The sequence below is a fragment of the Pedobacter nototheniae genome (assembly GCF_004335085.1).
Classification (GTDB): domain Bacteria; phylum Bacteroidota; class Bacteroidia; order Sphingobacteriales; family Sphingobacteriaceae; genus Pedobacter; species Pedobacter nototheniae.
Genome location: NZ_RQRS01000024.1, coordinates 30,778 through 45,902, shown reverse-complemented (window position 1 = coordinate 45,902; position 15,125 = coordinate 30,778). Strand labels below are relative to the sequence as shown.

Here is a 15,125-nt window from a genome sequence, read left to right as displayed (position 1 = left end):
TCAAATAAGAAATGGAGACAGCAGAAGGTTATAAAAAACAGGAAGAGTTTTTTAGTGCCTCTCCCTGTCAACAATTAACCGTAATTTAAATTATTTTGTACCACCCCATTCTTTACTTTGGAGTATTTTAGTGTTATTTAATTCAGCCTGTGGAATTGGCAAAGTTTCATTTTTATTTGCTTTAAAACCTTTAAAGGCAAGTTTAGTAGGTGCGAGTCCCCATCTAACTAAATCAAACCATCTTTGTCCTTCAGCAACCAACTCTAGGCGTCTTTCTTTCATAATGTTATCCATTGTTACTTCAACAGGGTTTAAACCTACGCGAGCTCTAACGGCATTAAAGAAAATATACGCTCTTGTACCAGCACCAACAGCAGCGCCACTTTTTAATAATGCTTCAGCTTCCATTAAGTAAGTATCTGCCAACCGTATTTCGTACATATTCTGACCAAAGTTTAACTCCAACTGCCCAATGGCAGCTTTAGTAGAAACCCTTCCAGCGTATTTTTCAACAAAATATCCGGTATTATCATTAGCGTGCTTATAAGTAACAATTTTAGCCTTTTCTAAACTATCTAAATTGGCAACTGTTGGTTTATTACGGGGATCGTAATGAATTAAGTCAAACAATTCCTTGGTAATTGGCATTACACTCCAGCCTGAAACATAATCAGGTGCCTGCGCTGCAATTACAGGAACATAACTACGTGGGCCTACTAAAATGCCCATCACATTACCCTCTCGGCTACCAACGTTACTCCAGCCCATGTTGGATGTAGTATTGTAGCTAAGCTCTAAGATAGATTCGGAATTGAACTTATTTTTCCAGTTCCATAAATCAGCAAAGTTTGGTAATAATTTATAGCCATAAACACTTACACCAGGCGCTGAACCATTAACTAAGGCAAATTCTGCGGCAGCTGGCCCCCATTTTTCTTGCCATAAATAAACTTTACCTAAAACGGCGTGTACTGCACCTTGATTTAAACGGCCAGCATCAGCAATAGGAATTGTTGCAGGGAGTGCGGCTAGTGCATCGGTTAAATCTACTTCAATTTGTTTGTAAACATCTGCAGGGGCTGCTTGCGTAACATCAAACATGGCAGAAGGTTCTACAGGCGATAATATTAGCGGTACATTTTTAAAAATACGCACTAAATCAAAATAAAATATAGCACGCAATGCTTTCGCCTCGGCAATATATCTTGCTTTTGTAGATGCATCCATAGAAATGCCTTCAATTTTTTTCATCAAAACATTTGCCCGATAAATTCCGGTAAAGCCTTTACCCCATAAATAACTTGGGGCGCCGGATAATGAATTTACGGTGTAATTGTTCATCGCTTGCAAATCTCCCAAATCTGATGGAGAATCGGCGCCAGCATAATGATCATCTGAAGCTGAACTAAATAGATTAAGTTTTGTTAGATAACCACCAGATTGATTACCCAACTGATCGTAAACGGCTACTAAACCGGTAAAAGCTTGCTGTTGGTTTTGATAATAACTTGTTTCCAAAATACGTTCGCGTGGATTTACATCCAGTTGTTTTTGACAAGAAACCATTAGTTGTGAAGCGGTTAATAGGGCTGCAATAGCTAAAATATTCTTTTTCATTTTAATTTTTTTTAGAATCCAACATTTAAACCTACCATGAACGAACGGGCTTGTGGATAGATTCCTCTATCTACACCTAACACAGTACCACCAATTTCAGGATCGTAACCTGTGTATTTTGTAATCGTCCAAAGGTTTTCACTCATTAGATATACACGAACTTTTTGTGCTCCGATTTTCTTAATAAAATTTCCCGGAAGGTTATAACCAATTTGTAGGGTTTTTAAACGGAAGTAATCTCCTTTTTCCAAATATTTTTGAGAGAATTTGGTATAGTTTCCATTTAAATCTTTATCCGCTACACGAGGCGTAGTGGTTGATGGATTTGTAGGAGTCCATCTATCCAGAATTGATTTTTGCCAGTTACCGTAAGTTACATCTAAACGTCTTAATCCCTGGAAAATCATATTGCCTCCAACCCCATTGCCAAATGCAACAAAATCAAAGTTTTTGTAAGCTAGGTTAATGGTAATCCCATAAGTATATTTAGGAAGTGGGCTACCCAAATAGGTACGATCGGCAGCATTTATAGTTTCGTTGCCATCTAGGTTTTCAAATTTAATATCTCCAGGCTTTGCTGAAGGTTGCAGAATTGTACCACCTGGCCCTCTATAGGCATCAATTTCAGCTTGTGATTGAAAAATGCCAATCATATTGTAGCCGAAAAACTCATTAAATGAGCGGTCAAGTCCGGTGCGGGTAAAGTTACCCATACCTTGAAAACTCTGTGCATTGTCTTCAATAAATTCTCTACCGGGCAATAACTTGGTAACTTTATTTTTTAAGGTTGAAATATTAGCATTAATACCTAAGTTAAGTTCACCAATTTTCTTTCTGTAGCCTATTTCAAACTCGATACCTGTGTTTTGCATATCACCAACGTTTTCGGCGGCACCACCTGCGGCACCTAAATAAAGCGGAATAGAAGGAGTTTGCAATACACCTACTGTTTTCTTTTTAAAGTAAGATGCGCTGATGGTAAAATCAGTAAATAAAGTTGCATCTAAACCAATATCTGTTTGGCGTGTTTCTTCCCATTTCAAATTAGGATTTGATAAAGCAGCAGGGCTCCATCCAATGGTACTTACATCAGTAGTGCCAAAAGTATAATTCCTACCGCTGTTTACTAATGATACATAACTAAAATCGCCAATCGCATCGTTACCTGTAATACCATAACTACCACGTAGTTTTAAGAAATTAACAACTTTGTTTGTTGGCCAGAAACTTTCTTTTGTAGGTACCCATCCAAGTGATGCTGAAGGGAAATAACCGAAACGATTATTTGTACCGAAACGTGAAGAACCATCACGACGCATAATACCCGTAAACAAATATTTTTCGTCATAATCATAAGTAACACGGGTAAATAAAGAGTTAACTACGTGTAAAGTTCCATCACTACCGTCACCTTGAATATCGGCAGTAGCAGGTTTATAGTTTAAATTACCTTGATAAAAATTTTGTGCAATTACGTTGTTAAACCTCACATTTAAGCCACGGTTATTGTTATCCATATAATAACCTTGTCCAAAAAGGGCATATGCATGGTGTTTGCCAAAGTTTTTAGAATAACTTATCGTGTTTTCCCAGTTATAGTTTAATGTTTGGTTCATTTCACGATAAAAATTTGCCTTTGTATTTGTATTCGATGGACTTAACCAGAATAAGGGCGTAAAAGATTCTGAACCATAAAAAGCTATTTTAGTTCCTAATGATGACCTAAACTTCAAATTTTTTATAGGCTCAATATCAAGAAAAGCATTACCTACAATATTATGATCCCATCCATAATTACCTAATCTGGTTTGGATATAGGCTAGCGGATTACTCATTTCCTGACCAACAGGACCTGAAATACCATATGGGAAACCTGTTGCCGGATCTCTAATAATATTTGCAATTGTATAAGGAGATTTGGTAATAGCGGTTGGATCGGTTTGAATAACTGGAGTAATTGGATCCAGGTGAATTGCCGAACTCAAAGGACCACCAAATTCGCTGTTGGTATTGCCTAATGAACTGTTTACAGAGTGGCTATAGCCTAAATTTTGACCAAAACTAATCCATTTAGCTGGTTTAAAGGTAGAGTTAATCCGAACATTGGCTCTGTTAAAATCAGAAATTGGTGTGGCAACAATACCTTGTTGTTCTATGTAACCAAATGAAGTATAAAATGTATACTTATCGCTTCCACCAGAAACACTGAATTCGTGAGTCTGTCTGCGGGCATCATCATTAAACACAACAGATTGCCAATCCGTACCTTCTCCATAATTAGTAGTAGCTGAATAAGGAAGTGCAAAAGCATTGCCTGAGGTTGGATCATAGCTATTGGTATAAGCTTCATTCCTAATCATAGCATATTCGTTTGCATTTAATAGTTTTAGTTTTTTAGCAGGCGCTTGTGTACCGTAAAATCCATTGTAATTAATGGCTAAGCGCCCTTCTTTACCTTTTTTAGTAGAGATAATAATTACCCCATTTGCAGCACGGGCACCATAAATAGCTTGTGAAGCTGCATCTTTTAAAACCTCAATAGATTCAATATCCGATTGATTTAAATAACCAATACCGCCATTATCAACAATTACTCCATCAACAACCCAAAGTGGATCATTATTACCAGATGAAGCGAAAGAAGTAAATCCCCTTACCCTAACTGTTGAAGCAGATCCTGGCTGGCCATTACCACTAGCAATGGTTAAACCTGATGTTCTACCCTGTAAAGCTTGCTCTACTCTATTGATAGGCATGGTTTCTAAATCCTTAGCTTTTACGCTAGAAATTGAACCGGTTACTAAAGCTTTTTTCTGCGTACCATAGCCCACTACAACTACTTCGCTTAATTCTTTAGTATCGGCAAGTAAATCCACATTAATAGTAGATGAAGTAACGGTTACCGTTTTGCTTATCATACCAATTAAATTGAATGTTAATTTTGCGCCATTTGCAGCCTGAATTGAAAACCGACCTTGGGCATCTGTAGAGGTGGCCTTTTGCGTTCCTTCTACTTTTATGGTTACCCCAGGAAGCGGCAACCCTTCTTTTTGATCTGTTACTTTTCCTGTAACTGTTATATCCTGTGCCTTTAAAGCGAATGGAAATACCATGATACAGTAAATGAAGAATACGAATGTAAATCTTCCTCTCATAGAAATAGTTTTTAGTTAATGATTTGGTTAGCTCGAGTGCCTGCACAGCAGTTGCAACTCAAATCAAATCTAATGGAGGAAAATTATTTTAGTCTATTTCAAGTCTACTACACAAACCATACAAAAGACCATTTTAAGGCAAAAAGAATATCATTTAGCACCTACATAAGCACTACAAAACAAAAATAAACAACTGTAAAACAAACAGTTAATCAAAACACCGAAAAATTACTACTTTCTATTTAAAAATAGGTTTCAAGCATAGCGCATAACTTCTTTAAGATGTTTTTTGCCTCGAAATGCCGATTAAAAATTCATATAGATTAATCTCTGGCTTTAGTTGAAGTTTTTTTCTTAACCGATATCTTCCTACCTCAACAGCTTTTATAGTTACATTCATTAATTGCGCCATTTCCTTAGTAGAAAGATTCATTGATAAATAGGCGCAGAATTTCAAATCATTCTGACTCAAATCGGGATAAAGATCTTTAAGCTTATTAAAAAACTCTGTATTTACATGATTAAAATGCACACTCAAATGGTCCAGTTCCTGATCTTTCTTTTCCACATCGCGAATTAAGCGAATTAAGTGCCTAAAGTTTGGAGAACTTTCAGACAGATCCTGACTTTTAATTACCGAAGAAATAACTTCCTTTATTTTTGCCAGTACTTTACCTCGTTGCACCAAATGCATCGTCATTGTAGATAGTTCCTTATTTTTATAATTTACATCAGCCTCTAGCTTTTCATTTTTAAGGCGTACAATTTCCTTTTCAGTCCTATCCAACTCCAGTTGGTGCAGGTAATTCATCCTTTCCTGCTCTTTTAAATGTTTATTTTTTTGCCAGCGGATAATTAACCTTACCAATAAAACAAGTAATGCTAAGTAAAATATTTTCATCCAGATGGAATTATACCAAGCGGGCAAAACTTCAAAAGTATAACTCACCACTTCTGATTCATTTCCGGCATCTGTTCTGGCTTTTATATTAAACGTGTATTTCCCGGCCGGAAGATTGGTATAATCTTTTTCGCTTTTTACATTCCACGCTGACCATTGATCGTCAAAACCAACCAATTGATAGCTAAAATTTATGTTTTTTTCATGTTCAAAAAGTGTAGATGAAAACTCAAAATGTACCGAGTTTAAAGCATTCTTAATCTTGATAATTTCTTTTAAATCCTGCTTATTTACAATTTCCCCTTTTTGAACAAAATATCCACCAAAAATATTACTATCGACAGTAAGCAATTTTACGGCGCCTAAAAGCACAACAGGCTTGGTAATATTTTCTATATACTTATCATAATTAATGTGGTAAGCCCCTTTATTTGCTCCAATAAATATGTTTTTTTTATCAAAAGCATAAATAGATTCAAAACCACCCACTACTTTGCCATCCAACTCAGGCAGATAAAATACACTGAAAGGATTATTGCCTGATGGTTTACTAAAATCTACAACACCAACCTTTTTATTAGTAACAAACCAAATATTCCCTTCATTATCTTCTTTTAAATATTGAATGGAAACACCATTGAGGGCATTTTTAAGCAGCTTTAATCTAATAAATTTTTGGTGTTCAATATCGTATTCATAAACGCCATCAACAGTAGCTATAACCACTCTATTTTTAACCCGATAAACATAATTGTACAATTTTGATGGTAACCCTTCCCTTGTAGAAAACATTTTGGTATGGATTACTCTTTTATGATCGGCGCTAAGCTCTATTTTATAAACACCGTGATAAGGATGCGAAGCCCAAATGTTATCATTATTATCAACCACAATAAAACGCAACGTTTCTGCAATACCTTCTATTTTGCCGCCATTGGTAAAGGTTCCGTTTGCATAATTTAATTTTTGTAAACCCCAATAGGTTCCTGCTAAAACATCAGATGTAGGTAAAACATTTTGTAATGACTGAAACATCCACGTACCGGGTAGCGTGTAAAGCGGTTTTGCAATATTATCCTGAATTAAGGAAGTACCTTCTTCATGGGCCATCAATAACTGGTTATTAATCTCATCCAAACCCCAAACCTGACCTTTTGTATTTTTTACCTCTTCAAAATTTGATGTTGAATAACTTAAATCCTTTACATTAGAATTAATAGGCGTACGGTACAAACCGTTGGAAGTACCAATATATAGCGATTGATTAAACTTACGGAAAGCGTAACTTGTTATTTGTTTATTCCGATCAGGATAAATGTTTTTAATGGCACTATTTATGGCTACATAAGCAACTCCATCATCAAGCGCCAGCCACATATTTTCATCCTGATCTAAAAGAAGACCTCGTACATTATTATTTTGTAAACCTTCTCTATAGTTATATTTCTGTACCAGCTCTCCCTTTTTATTCATAATATATACCCCTCCGGATGTGGTACCTACGGCATAAAGATTAGCGCTCATCTGACTTGCATAAAAAATGCGGTCGTTTACAAAAACTGCATCCAATTGCGTGTGTAACGGGGTAAGCTTGTTATTGTGAATTAGAAAAAAACCTCTTTTTAAGGTAGAAACCAAAAGTGTATCTTTCCCATAAGGCATAATAGAAGTAACAGAAGCAGTTTTTAAAACTGTATCTGTACAATAGGGTTTCCAAACTTCCTTATCATAAATCATAATGCCAGCACCTTTGGATTGTGTCAAAACCTGCTTATTTACGTAACCCAGGTATAACCACGTTGCATTAGGTTTATAGCTTTTAATTGCTCCATCTTTATAGTGAAGTACTGCATTGGTAGAACGGAAGAAAACTTCGTCATTAACAATAGCGATATCCCATATATCGGCAAATTTACGTTGTGGCTCCGGCAACAAATTCAATAAGGATGTATACCTTAGAATACCACGTGCATCAGGAAAAAAATAACCAAGTTCATCCTGCCCGCCAACATAAATTTTATTTTTAGAGTCTATTCCAATTGATCGTACAGATGTATAATTGGGCAAACGATGCAAGTTCCAATACCGTCCGTTAAACGTTAGCAATCCCTCATTATTTCCAAAATATAAAATGCCATGCTTATCTTGCTTTACATCCCAGTTTTGAATGCCACCATGATAATGTTCATTATTGTAATTTACAATCTGAGGAGTTCCTAATAAATCTTGAGCATAGGATTTAATATTCGCCAAAAAGATACATGCAATAAGTATAATTTTTTTCATGATTAGCAGGGAGGAATTTTGCAATAATAAATATATAATTTTAATTATAGTATCGACATTAATTATGGTGGATATTCGGTTTTAAAGTGCAAAAATTATAAATTGCAAACCCTATTAATTCGAAATCCATTATGTTATATCTGCTTAGAACCGCTTGTTTAAAGCTCTTTTTATTCTGCCTGTTTTCATTGGTTTACTTCTCCATTAACGCACAAGAAAACGCGGTAGTTAAAATTTCTAACGGCTATTTAAAAGGGATTAAAGAAGAAAAAAGCTATATTTTTAAAGGTATTCCTTATGCAGAAGCACCTATAGATTCATTGAGATTTAAAGCACCAAAGCCTAAAATTAATTGGACAGATACACTGGCTTGTCAAACATTTGGCAATGCAGCCGCACAGTTTGATGGCAACAGCAAAACTGTAAAGGGAAGCGAAGATTGCCTTAAACTAAATGTATATACGCCGGCACTAAATACAAAGAAAAAAATGGCGGTTTTGGTTTGGGTGCATGGTGGCGGCATGACTAACGGATCTGGATCAAGTCAAAACGGGCATGCTTTTGCAGATGTAGATAGCATCGTTACGGTGACCATTAATTATCGCCTTGGTATTTTTGGCTTTTTATACCTGGCTGATAAAAATTATGCATACTCAACTGCTGGCAATAATGGTTTGCTAGATTTAATGATGTCTTTAACCTGGATTAAAAATAATATTGAGGCTTTTGGAGGAGATCCAAATCAGGTTACTGTTATAGGAGAATCTGCAGGTGCAAAACTAACCAGCACTTTATTATTAACACCCGCAGCTAAAAATTTGTACCATCAACTGATATTAGAAAGCGGTGGTGTACAATGTGTAAGGGATATTAAAACAGCAAGAGCTATACGCACCAGACTAGTAAAAAAATTAAATCTACATAAGCCCGAAGATCTTTTAAGTTTATCAACAAAGGATTTAATTAGTGCACAAAATGAAGTATGCAAAGGGGCTCAGGGCACAAATTATTTCGGGCCAGTGGCTGATGGATTAATTATTTCGGGCAACCCATACGATTATATAATCAAAAATACGGCAAAGGAAAAGCGCTTCCTAATTGGCACCAATAAAGTGGAAAGCCGCATGTTTATGGATATGGATAAACGGTTATACCACCCAAATAAAAAGGTTTTAAAAGATTGGTTCGGGAAAAATGCAGGTCTAATTTTAAAAGATTTCAAGAAAAATGAAAGGCAATTCGGTACGGACTCAGCAGCAAAAATTACGCTTACACAATACATGTATACCATGCATAGCTATAGGTTGGCTAACAAACTATCAACCGTTAACAACAATATTTGGATGTATCGATTTGATTTAAGTAAAGATGGAAAACCTGCAACACACGCTGCAGAATTACCTTATGTTTGGTTTTCGGCAAATCAATCTCAGCAAAAAATTAATACAAATCTTGCAACAGTAATGCATCAATACTGGGTTAGCTTTATTAAAGGACAAAAACCGGTTCAAAATAAAAATACCGACACAACTTTAAGCTGGCCGGTATATCAAAAAAATTTGAAGCAGGTTATAATTTTTGATCAAAACAGTAGAACAGAAACTTTAGCACATGTTTTTGATGATCCTAAATTTCCTGCTGCATGCTTTATTTTAAGGTAAAAATTAGTTTTTAATCAATTTGGGTTCAATCGCTTTGCGCCAAATTGCATAACCCTGAGCATTCATATGCAACATATCTTCTAAAAACAACTCTGGTCTTAAAGCACCTGTTTTTGTTAGCATAGGTTTAAAAATATCAACAAACACAACATTTTGCTGTCCGGCTAAATACTTTTCAATTAATTGGTTTGAGGCAATTGCTTTTGCTCTAAACTTATCCCGGCTAGGGCTTGGTTTAATAGAGATATAAACAATTGGTGTATTTGGCAATTTAGCTCTAATTGATTTATATAAATTTATCGTTCTGTTTAAAACGGTATCTGGCGTTACCTTTTCATCAGGTAAATCATTTTCTCCAACGTACAATACAATCTGGCGTGGCTGATAAGGAAAGACAATATCTTTAAGGTAAAACGTAATATCGTTAATTACTGCACCGCCAATACCGCGGTTTAGGCCATTATATTTCGCAAAAACCTGTGTTAAATCGTCCCATTTCCTAATAGATGAACTACCAACGAAAAGTACAGGATTAACAGGTGCCTTGTACATGGCATCATAATGTTTAATGGCTTGTACATCATCCCAATATGCAGGCTTTTTTTGTGCGAAAGCAGAAATACTAAGAAAAAAAATTAGGCTAAAAACTATAAGGTATCTTCTCATACAACTTGTAAATAAATTAATAAACTTCAAAGGTACAAATTATGCTTGCAAGCATTCCTGTATTTGGGTTTTATCACAATCTTGTTATGCTCAAAATTAGAGAACCAAATAATTTGATCTTTCGAAAAATTATAAATTAGTATACTTTCAATGGTTAAATAATTAATTTAGACGATGCTAAAAATCACTTCTCTTATATCCATCCTGGTGTTAATCAACACTTCACTATTTGCACAATCTAAAAAAGCAGATAGTCTTTACAAAGCCAAAAATTATGCTGAAGCTGGTAAATATTACCTAATTAATGCCGCCCAAACTGATTTTAAAGGTTCAAAAAAAGGTTATTATTACAATGCGGCTTGCTCTTATGCGCTTGCCGGAAAAACAGATAGTGCAGTTGTTTTACTTAAAGATGCCATTGCCAGTGGCTATAATAATGTAGATCAAATTAAAAAAGATACTGATTTTACTACCCTTCGTGAGTTACCAGACTGGGATAAAATTTTAAATTCTGTAAAAGTTAAAACATCTACTTTTACTGGCGATCCAAATCAGGTAAAATTGGTTACTTCTGATATTCATAACTTTTGGAAAGCCTATGATCTGGCCAAAAAAGATACTGCAAATCGTTTAAATATTTTTAAAAAGTATTATGTAGACCCAGGCTCTGACGGAATGCAGGATTATTTTGCAACAAAGGTTTGGACTATGAAAGGTTTTATTAATTCTCAAGATAAAAAACCAAAGTTTTATGCAGCCATAAGGAAGAACACTTACCTGGTTGATGCTCAAAAACCAATGATGGTAAAAAGCTTTAAAAAGTTTAAAGAAATTTATCCCGATGCTCGGTTCCCTTCAATTTATTTTGTAATTGGTTCATTTAATTCTGGTGGTACCGTATCAGATACAGGCCTATTGATTGGATTAGATCAATCTGCTGGCAGCGATGATATTCCATTGGATGAACTAACGCTTTGGCAACGCAATAATTTGGGTAAAGTAAATGGAATGCCTTATTTAATTGCGCATGAATTAATCCATTTTAACCAAAAAGATGTAGCCAGAGATACCACACTTTTGGGTGGTGCTTTGGTTGAAGGAATGGCTGATTTTATTGGCGAGTTAATTTCTGGCAAAAACGCCAATGCACGTTTGCATGTTTGGGCTAAAGGAAAGGAACAGCAGGTTTGGACAGATTTCAGAAAAGAAATGTATTTAAACAGGGCTAAAAACTGGATCGGAAATGGAGGTCAGGAAACAGCTGAAAAACCTGCAGATTTAGGTTACTGGATCGGCTACCAAATTTGTAAAGCTTATTATGATAAGAGTGCTGATAAAAATCAAGCAATTTATGATATGCTGAACATTAAAGATTATAAAGTTTTTTACGAAAAAAGTGGTGCAGCCAATCTTTATAAGCAATAATAATTATATCGTTACCCTGATACAGTTTGGGGTAACGGTTTAAACAGGTTCTTTTTTATTTAGCCATTTTACCAGTAGCGGTAAAGTAAGGCCCTGACCAATTAGTGTGAAAAGAACCACCACTACAGATATAAAAATAATGGCATTACGCTGCGGAAATGGCGATCCATCACCTAAAGTAACAGGCAAACCGATGGCGATTGCTAAAGAAACAATGCCACGCATACCAGACCAGCTGATGATTAAGCTATTTTTAAGATCGAGCAAAGCACTTTCAGTAATTTTATGTTTGCCTTTACTAAATGCCTTTTGAAGATTAAATTGTTGTAAAAACATTCTTCCCATACGCAATACTAGTGCAACAATGGTAATCATAAAACCGTAACCGATGTAGGTATAAACGCTGGCTTCGCTAATATTTTTTATTAAATAAGGAAATTGAAGTCCGATGAGGATAAAAATTAATCCGTTTAACAAGAAAATAATTATATCCCAAATGGATTTCGATTGATGCTTTAAACCATCAGGAAAAACCTTTCTACTAAATCTCGAAATGCCTAAACCCAAAACAACAACGGCAATTACCCCAGATACATGTAATGCCTCTGCCATTAAGTAAGAAATAAAGGGCATAATTAACATAAAACTAATTACCACAAGGTTGTTATCTTTTATTCGCTGAATAATAAAAGCCAATATTTTACTCATTACCATGCCAACCAGAAAACCACCGCCCATTAAAACAACAAACTCTAATGAAGCTTTCCAAAGCACAAAAGCCGAACCAGTAACCGCAGCCACCGCAAACCGATAGGCAACCAAAGCTGATGCGTCATTTACCAAACTCTCTCCCTCTAAAATAGTAGTCGTTTTATGTTCTAATCCAAGTCCTTTTGTAATGCTCATTGCTGCTACCGCATCCGTTGCAGAAAGAATAGCGCCGAGCACAAAAGATAATGGCCAGGTCATTCCTGGAATAAAGTAATGCGCAAATACCGCGATAGCTAGTGTGGTTAAAAAAACCAGTGAAATGGCGAGTGTACTTATGGTATTAATATTGGTTTTAAACTCCTTAAATGAAATGTTAAATGCGGCATCATACAATAATGGTGGTAGGAAAATTAAGAATACAACTTCGGAGTTTAGTGTAATATTTGGCAAAGATGGAATAAACCCAATTGCGATGCCAGCAACAATCAATAAAATTGGATAGGGCAGCTTAATTTTATCCGCAAGGGCTGATAAGCCAATCATAATCCCCATAATAAGTAGAACAATACTATAATTTTCCATCTTTTATGTTTTTTGCAGGATTATAATTCATCTGATTATTATTTATAACTAAAAAAGCTACACATTTAGTGAAGCTTTTATTAGGCTAAATATACAAATATCAAATAAAGCACCTAAAATTAATTAGGCAATTATCGTTTAAGGTAAACTTTGAATAAAAGCTTCTGCTTCTACCCTTGCTTGCTTACAAACTTCATTTATTGTTTCTATATGTGCTTTAAGTTCTTTAGGTACACTATAATCTTTAAGTGCCTGCAAATGCGTTTCAAGCTTATTTCCTAAACCCATAATGTAGATTGTAGATAGCATACTATGTGCAACGGGTTGTATTTTAGCATAATCGGCGGTTTTAAAATATTGATTTAATTGCTCCGATTCCTGAATGGAAAGTTCTATAAATTGTTTAGCCAATTCTTTTTGAAAATTAGTATCACCCATACTTAACTCCTTTAAATAATCCAGATTAATTACACTAAACTCTTGGCTATTAAAGGCTGAAGAAGCTTGGTTTAAGAGATCATATTTATTAGTCATCGTATATATATTTGTTATTTAAAGAATTTGCATTCTTTTGTTTAGCGAAGATTTGTAAGCATCAGAAACTGGAACAAAGTTTTTATTAATAATTAAGGTGCCCCCTTCAATTGTATCAATTTTGCTCACATTAATGATAAACGAACGATGTACTCTCGAAAATAAATCTGGAGAGAGTTTATCCTCAACAGATTTTAATGAAGAATGGATGGTGTAAATTTTATCGGCATCGTATATTTTAACATAATCCCCTTTTGCCTCCAGGAAACAAATATCACTCAGTTTTAACCGCCTGATTACACCAGCGTCACGAATAAAAATAAATTCATCCTTTTTTGTTTCTATAAATAAAGTTCTGCTTTTATATATTTCACGGGCTTTAACAATGGCTTTTAAGAAACGCGCTGGCGCTACTGGCTTTAAAATAAAATCGACTACATTTAAATCAAAAGCATCGGCAGCATAATCTTTCTTAGAACTGATAAAAATAATTAAGGGTTTTATATCGCCTAAGCCCTCAACTAGCTCCAAACCCGTAATGCCGGGCATTTCCACATCTAGTAACAGTAAATCTATTTTATGATTGGCAATTTGTTGATAGGCTTCCGTTGCATTCATACATTCGCCAACCAACGTTAATGATCCTTCCATTTCCACTAAATGCTTTAATGCACTAAGGGCAATTTTGTTGTCGTCAACAATTAGGCAGTTCATTTTATAGGGAGGATTTTTAGCATTATAAATTTAAGGATATCGGTATGGTTAAAACACAATTACATACAAATGAATAAAATGAACAGCTTGAAAATTTCCAAAGTTTAAATTGACCTGTTCAACTCCAGTTTTTGCCTATCTACCGATAGTTGGTAGGTTGCCCAATGGATCAACACTAAATTTGCGCCAACAATTTCAAAACATAAAAAATTATGAGTATCCTTAAAAAAGTCCTTTTTACTGCAATTAGTATATTATCAGTTTATGCAAGTCAGGCACAAATTACATTTAAACAGCCTGTTAGTTATAAATTAAAAAATGGAATGAATGTTATCATTTCGGAAAATAATCAATCGTCAAAAGCTTATTCGAATTTCACATTAGATACCCGCAGTCTTAAAAACAGAAAAGATGGCGTGGCCGAATTATTAGTTGCCATGATGGGAGAAAGTGCTGAAAAAAACGAAAACATTAATTTTAAAGATCGTACTGGTAACATGACTACCACAAATGCAAATTTTGATGAAGAACTACAAAATTTATCAGCAGCTGTACAAAACATTACCTTAAATCAAAAAAACTTTAATAATGCTAAAGCAAAATTAATGTTAAGCTTAAAAACGCAAGATTATGATTATGATGGAACGGTAAATGAAAACTCTGTAATGGCTCTTTCTTTATCAGATGTAACTGATTTTTATAATCAAATTACACCTGCAAACTTTTACCTTACAGTTGCTGGAAATGTACACGCTGATGATGCGAAAACATCAATTAAAAAAGCATTCGGTAACTGGAATAAAAAAACACAAAAAGATCACGATATAGAAATTGCAGAATAAAATTTGTCAATCTCGTACACATAAAAACCTT

Annotated in this window: 10 protein-coding genes; 3 read left to right on the top strand and 7 right to left on the bottom strand. The window is 34.9% G+C overall.

Translation table 11 applies throughout. From position 1 onward, the window contains the following. Window positions 1–90: 90 nt before the first annotated feature. From EHC72_RS18495 to EHC72_RS18485, 3 genes are all read right to left on the bottom strand, one after another. A complete protein-coding gene (locus EHC72_RS18495; protein WP_131539193.1) occupies window positions 91–1,617 on the bottom strand; it encodes a RagB/SusD family nutrient uptake outer membrane protein in 1,527 nt (508 codons plus the stop codon). Window positions 1,618–1,628: 11 nt separating this feature from the next. After that, a complete protein-coding gene (locus EHC72_RS18490; RefSeq protein ID WP_131539192.1) occupies window positions 1,629–4,772 on the bottom strand; it encodes a SusC/RagA family TonB-linked outer membrane protein in 3,144 nt (1,047 codons plus the stop codon). Window positions 4,773–5,049: 277 nt separating this feature from the next. After that, entirely contained in the window at window positions 5,050–7,959 is a 2,910-nt protein-coding gene (locus EHC72_RS18485) for a ligand-binding sensor domain-containing protein (RefSeq protein ID WP_131539191.1), read from the bottom strand. Window positions 7,960–8,090: 131 nt separating this feature from the next. Between EHC72_RS18485 and EHC72_RS18480 the strand changes: the two genes are divergently transcribed. Continuing rightward, complete coding sequence (locus EHC72_RS18480) at window positions 8,091–9,620, top strand: carboxylesterase/lipase family protein (RefSeq protein WP_131539190.1); 1,530 nt, start codon at window positions 8,091–8,093, stop codon at window positions 9,618–9,620. 3 nt (window positions 9,621–9,623) lie between these two features. On the opposite strand, the gene EHC72_RS18475 is transcribed toward EHC72_RS18480, so the two are convergent. Then, window positions 9,624–10,286 carry a GDSL-type esterase/lipase family protein gene (locus EHC72_RS18475; protein WP_131539189.1) on the bottom strand — a complete coding sequence of 221 codons (663 nt, stop codon included), beginning with the start codon at window positions 10,284–10,286 and terminating at the stop codon, window positions 9,624–9,626. Between the two features lie 174 nt (window positions 10,287–10,460). Between EHC72_RS18475 and EHC72_RS18470 the strand changes: the two genes are divergently transcribed. After that, a complete protein-coding gene (locus EHC72_RS18470; RefSeq protein WP_131539188.1) occupies window positions 10,461–11,711 on the top strand; it encodes a gliding motility protein GldB-related protein in 1,251 nt (416 codons plus the stop codon). 39 nt (window positions 11,712–11,750) lie between these two features. On the opposite strand, the gene EHC72_RS18465 is transcribed toward EHC72_RS18470, so the two are convergent. From EHC72_RS18465 to EHC72_RS18455, 3 genes are all read right to left on the bottom strand, one after another. Further along, window positions 11,751–13,004, bottom strand: a complete 1,254-nt coding sequence (locus tag EHC72_RS18465) for a Na+/H+ antiporter (protein ID WP_131539187.1) — start codon at window positions 13,002–13,004, stop codon at window positions 11,751–11,753. Window positions 13,005–13,142: 138 nt separating this feature from the next. Next, window positions 13,143–13,538 (bottom strand): hypothetical protein, encoded by a 396-nt coding sequence (locus EHC72_RS18460; RefSeq protein WP_131539186.1) that lies wholly within the window; start codon window positions 13,536–13,538, stop codon window positions 13,143–13,145. 18 nt (window positions 13,539–13,556) lie between these two features. Then, window positions 13,557–14,252: a LytR/AlgR family response regulator transcription factor gene (locus EHC72_RS18455; RefSeq protein ID WP_131539185.1), complete on the bottom strand. Its 696-nt coding sequence runs from the start codon at window positions 14,250–14,252 to the stop codon at window positions 13,557–13,559. Window positions 14,253–14,464: 212 nt separating this feature from the next. Here EHC72_RS18455 and EHC72_RS18450 point away from each other — a divergent pair, with 212 nt between their 5' ends. After that, window positions 14,465–15,094, top strand: coding sequence for an insulinase family protein (locus EHC72_RS18450; protein WP_131539184.1), 630 nt, complete (start codon window positions 14,465–14,467; stop codon window positions 15,092–15,094). Window positions 15,095–15,125 lie beyond the last annotated feature (31 nt).

What these genes read in the sequence shown, in the direction of transcription:
- EHC72_RS18465 (WP_131539187.1), bottom strand. Translation starts at nt 13,004, where the DNA reads ATGGAAAATTATAGTATTGTTCTACTTATTATGGGGATTATGATTGGC.
- EHC72_RS18470 (WP_131539188.1), top strand. Translation starts at nt 10,461, where the DNA reads ATGCTAAAAATCACTTCTCTTATATCCATCCTGGTGTTAATCAACACT.
- EHC72_RS18480 (WP_131539190.1), top strand. Translation starts at nt 8,091, where the DNA reads ATGTTATATCTGCTTAGAACCGCTTGTTTAAAGCTCTTTTTATTCTGC.
- EHC72_RS18460 (WP_131539186.1), bottom strand. Translation starts at nt 13,538, where the DNA reads ATGACTAATAAATATGATCTCTTAAACCAAGCTTCTTCAGCCTTTAAT.
- EHC72_RS18450 (WP_131539184.1), top strand. Translation starts at nt 14,465, where the DNA reads ATGAGTATCCTTAAAAAAGTCCTTTTTACTGCAATTAGTATATTATCA.
- EHC72_RS18475 (WP_131539189.1), bottom strand. Translation starts at nt 10,286, where the DNA reads ATGAGAAGATACCTTATAGTTTTTAGCCTAATTTTTTTTCTTAGTATT.
- EHC72_RS18490 (WP_131539192.1), bottom strand. Translation starts at nt 4,772, where the DNA reads ATGAGAGGAAGATTTACATTCGTATTCTTCATTTACTGTATCATGGTA.
- EHC72_RS18495 (WP_131539193.1), bottom strand. Translation starts at nt 1,617, where the DNA reads ATGAAAAAGAATATTTTAGCTATTGCAGCCCTATTAACCGCTTCACAA.
- EHC72_RS18485 (WP_131539191.1), bottom strand. Translation starts at nt 7,959, where the DNA reads ATGAAAAAAATTATACTTATTGCATGTATCTTTTTGGCGAATATTAAA.
- EHC72_RS18455 (WP_131539185.1), bottom strand. Translation starts at nt 14,252, where the DNA reads ATGAACTGCCTAATTGTTGACGACAACAAAATTGCCCTTAGTGCATTA.